Origin of the sequence: Pseudooceanicola nanhaiensis, assembly GCF_020171315.1 — a bacterium.
In the GTDB taxonomy this organism is placed as follows: Bacteria; Pseudomonadota; Alphaproteobacteria; order Rhodobacterales; family Rhodobacteraceae; genus Pseudooceanicola; species Pseudooceanicola nanhaiensis_A.
In genome coordinates, this window is the sequence record NZ_JAIUZP010000001.1 from 923,229 (window position 1) to 926,906 (window position 3,678).

A 3,678-nucleotide genomic window follows, 5' to 3' on the forward strand; every position below is an offset into this window, starting at 1 on the left:
GACGATATGACAACCCAACTTCTCTTCTACGAACGTGCCGTTCCCGTAACCGCCAAGGCGCACCGCGACCTGAGCATTCGCACCGGGCAGACCTACCGGTTTGCCGAGAAGGTGAACTCGGTTCCGCTGACGGCGATCGAATTTTCGGCCGCCGCCGCGCATTACCCCATCGTCTTCGCGGGGACCGCGGAAAAGGTCATGCCGGTTGTCATCCTCGGCGTGAAGGACGCCGAGAACTTCTATGTCGATGCCGAGGGCAAGTGGACCGGGGGCTACATTCCCGCCTTCGTGCGCCGCTATCCCTTCGTCTTCGCGACGGATCAGGACAGCAAGAACTTCATCCTCTACGTGGATGAGACCTTCGAGGGCTGCAACCGGAACGGCAAGGGGGAGCGCCTGTTCGACGCTGACGGCACCCAGACGCAGTACCTGCAGAACATCCTGCGCTTCCTGCAGGAATATCAGGGCCAGTTCCGCCGGACCGAGGCCTATTGCAAGCGCCTGATGGACCTCGAGCTGCTTCAGCCGATGCAGGCGCAGTTCAATCTGGCCGACGGCGCCCGCCGGTCGCTCTCGGGCTTCATGGCGATCAACCGCGAGAAGCTGCGCAAGCTGGGGGATGCGGACCTGCGCGCCATGTTCGACACGGACGAACTGGAATGCACCTTCCTGCACCTCCACTCGATGCGGCATTTCAACGACATGCTGGGCAAGCTCGCCAGCCCGGCGGCCGAGGCGCCGGACACCGCGCCGGAGGTCGCCAGCGACGAACCGGTGCCCGAAACCGAGGAGGCCTGATCCTTCCATGCCCCGACCATCGGCAGCCAGCACACTCGCCAGCCCCCCGGCCGTCAGGTTCTACCCCGAAAGGGCAGACCGCGATGACGGCTGGCTGGAGGAGGCTGGGCAGGCGGTGGTCGGATCGGTCGCGCGCGGGGCCTCGCGCGCGACCGCCCCGCTGCGTGACAGGGTCACGGTGCGCCGCATCCGGCGGGCCGGGCAACGGCTGGCCGGTCTGGACGAGGCCGCCTTCGATGCCGAACTGGGCCGGCTGCGGATGCAGCTGCGCCGTTGCGGACTGACCGACGCGACCCTGCGCCTCGGATTGGCCTGCGCCCGCGAGGCGACCTTCCGCACCCTCGGCCTGCGCCACCATGACGTCCAGATCCGCGGCGCGCTCGCCATGCTGCGCGGCCGCCTGATCGAGATGGACACCGGCGAGGGCAAGACGATCACCGCCGGCCTTGCCGCCGCCACTGCCGCGCTCTGTGGGGTGCCGACCCATGTGATCACCGTGAACAACTATCTCGCCGAACGCGATGCCGAAGGGCTCGCGCCGCTCTATGCCCGCATGGGCCTGCGCGTCGGCGTGATCCGCGAGAAGATGCCCCCCGCAGAGCGGCGCGCGGCCTATCACGCGGACATCACCTACGCCTCCAACACCGAGATCGCCTTCGACTACCTGCGCGACCGGATCGCCTTCGGGCCGGAGGGGCCGCAGGGCCTGCGTCAGCGGCTGCGCCGTCTCAGCGGCGGGGACACCCGGCAGGAGCCGGTGATGCGCGGGCTCGCCTTCGCCATCGTGGACGAGGCCGACAGCGTGCTGGTAGACGAGGCCCGGACGCCGCTGATCATCTCGCGCCAGACCGATCCCGAGGCAGAGGCGATCTGGGCCAATCGCGCGCTTGCGCTGGCCCGTCTGCTCACCTCGGGGAGCGATTACAAGCTGAACCCCGAGGAACGCCGCGTCCATCTGACCGAGCGCGGCAAGGCCCGGCTGGAGGAGCTGACCGAGGGCGAGGGCGGCATCTGGGCCAGCCGCATCAAGCGCGAGGAGGTGGTCTACCAGGCGCTGTCGGCGCTGTTCCTGTTCCACAGCGGCGACCATTACCTCGTGCGGGAGGGCAAGGTGCAGATCGTCGACGAATACACCGGCCGCCTGCAGCCGGACCGGTCGTGGTCCGACGGGATGCACCAGCTGGTCGAGGCCAAGGAGGGCGTCGAGGTCACCGCGCAGAACCTGCCGGTCGCCCGCATGACCTATCAGCGCTTCTTCCGCCGCTACGAGAAACTGGCCGGGATGACCGGCACCGCCCGCGAGGTGCGCGGCGAGTTGCGCAGCGTCTTCGGTCTCGTCGTGCAGCGCATCCCGCCGAACCGCCGCTCGCGGCTCCGTATCCATCCGCCCCGGGTCTATCGCACTGCCGAGCGCAAATGGTCCGCCGTGGTGGCCGAGGCGCGCCGCGCCATCGCCGCCGGCCGTCCGGTTCTGATCGGCACCCGGTCCGTGGCCACTTCCGAGACCGTGTCGGAGTGGTTGTCGCGGGCGGGGATGGACCACGTGGTCCTCAACGCCGAGAACGACGGCGAGGAGGCGCAGATCATCGCCCGCGCCGGCGAACCCGGGCGCATCACCGTGGCCACAAACATGGCCGGGCGCGGGGTCGACATCGCGCTGGCCCCGGGGGTGTCCGAGAAGGGCGGGCTGCATGTGATCCTGACCGAACGCCACGACAGCGCCCGCATCGACCGGCAGTTCGCCGGGCGGACCGGACGGCGCGGGGAACCGGGCACCGCCGCCACCTTGCTCTCGCTCGAGGATCCGCTGGCCGCTGTGCTGCGTGCGCCGCTTCTGAAGGGATGGGCCCGGGTGCCGCTCTTCGGGCTGGCCGCGCGACCCAGGGTCTTCGACCGGGCTCAGCGCCGCGCCGAGAAGAGCCATGCCCGCGCCCGCAAGGACCTCGTCCGGCAGGACCGCCGGCTCGATCGCATGTTGTCTTTCACCGGAGGTCTCGAATGATCCGCCTGCCGCTGCTCACCCTTCTGGTCCTCGCCGCGCCCGTCCTGCGGGCCGAGAGTTTCGACTGTCTCATGGACCCGTCGGACCTGATCGAGCTGGGCAGCCCGGCCACCGGCCTGCTGGACGCGGTGACGGTGGATCGCGGCGACACGGTGCAGGCCGGACAGGAGGTGGCGCGGCTGGTCTCGGAGATCGAGCAGAGCACCGTCGACCTGCTGCGTCTGCGGGCCGAGAACGACACCGTCGTGCGCTCGCAGGCCGAACAGCTCGAGATGATCGAGAAGCGCTTCGAGAGGGTTTCGGCCATGCGCGGACGCGGGCTGACCACCGAAGAGGTCTTCAACCAGGTCGAGGGCGAGCTGATCGCCTCGCGCGGGCTGCTGGCGCAGGCCGAACTGAACCAGGAGATCGCCGTCAAGGAACTGGCCCGGGCCGAGATCGCCCTGGCGCAGCGCCGGATCACCAGCCCCGTGGACGGGGTCGTGGCCAAGCGCGTGATGGGGCCGGGCGAATACATCAGCAACGACGATCACGTGCTGGAAATCGTCCAGCTCGATCCCTTGAAGATCGAGGCCTTCCTGCCGGTCTCGCTCTATGCCGAGGTCAGGGTGGGCGACGCCGCCACGATCCGTCCCGTGGCCCCGCTCGACGGGGCCTACGCCGCCACGGTCACCGCTGTGGACCGCGTCTTCGACGCGGCCTCGGGGACCTTCGTCATCGAATTGCAACTGCCGAACGCCGATGGCGCGCTGCCCGCAGGGCACCGCTGCCGGCTGGAATTCGGCGCCGGGTAAACACAGAACACCGGGCCACCTTCGGGGCCCTTCAGTCGCAACGACGAGTTTCAGGGAGATAAAACTATGGCTTTCCCCTTTGGT

3 protein-coding genes are annotated in these 3,678 nt (G+C 68.9%); all 3 read left to right on the forward strand.

Annotation, left to right across the window (positions count from 1 at the left end):
* Positions 1 to 6: 6 nt before the first annotated feature.
* From LCM32_RS04315 to LCM32_RS04325, 3 genes are read left to right on the forward strand one after another with little or no spacing between them, the layout of a single operon-like run.
* Entirely contained in the window at positions 7 to 798 is a 792-nt protein-coding gene (locus LCM32_RS04315; protein ID WP_224819809.1) for a SapC family protein, read from the forward strand.
* A gap of 7 nt (positions 799 to 805) precedes the next feature.
* Positions 806 to 2,800: a translocase gene (locus LCM32_RS04320; protein WP_224819810.1), complete on the forward strand. Its 1,995-nt coding sequence runs from the start codon at positions 806 to 808 to the stop codon at positions 2,798 to 2,800.
* Positions 2,797 to 3,594 carry an efflux RND transporter periplasmic adaptor subunit gene (locus tag LCM32_RS04325; RefSeq protein WP_224819811.1) on the forward strand — a complete coding sequence of 266 codons (798 nt, stop codon included), beginning with the start codon at positions 2,797 to 2,799 and terminating at the stop codon, positions 3,592 to 3,594. The genes LCM32_RS04320 and LCM32_RS04325 overlap by 4 nt, the downstream gene beginning before the upstream one ends.
* The last annotated feature ends 84 nt before the right edge of the window (positions 3,595 to 3,678 follow it).

Excerpts from the sequence above, each read along its gene's own strand:
- LCM32_RS04325 (WP_224819811.1), top strand. The coding sequence starts at position 2,797 with ATGATCCGCCTGCCGCTGCTCACCCTTCTGGTCCTCGCCGCGCCCGTC.
- LCM32_RS04320 (WP_224819810.1), top strand. The coding sequence starts at position 806 with ATGCCCCGACCATCGGCAGCCAGCACACTCGCCAGCCCCCCGGCCGTC.
- LCM32_RS04315 (WP_224819809.1), top strand. The coding sequence starts at position 7 with ATGACAACCCAACTTCTCTTCTACGAACGTGCCGTTCCCGTAACCGCC.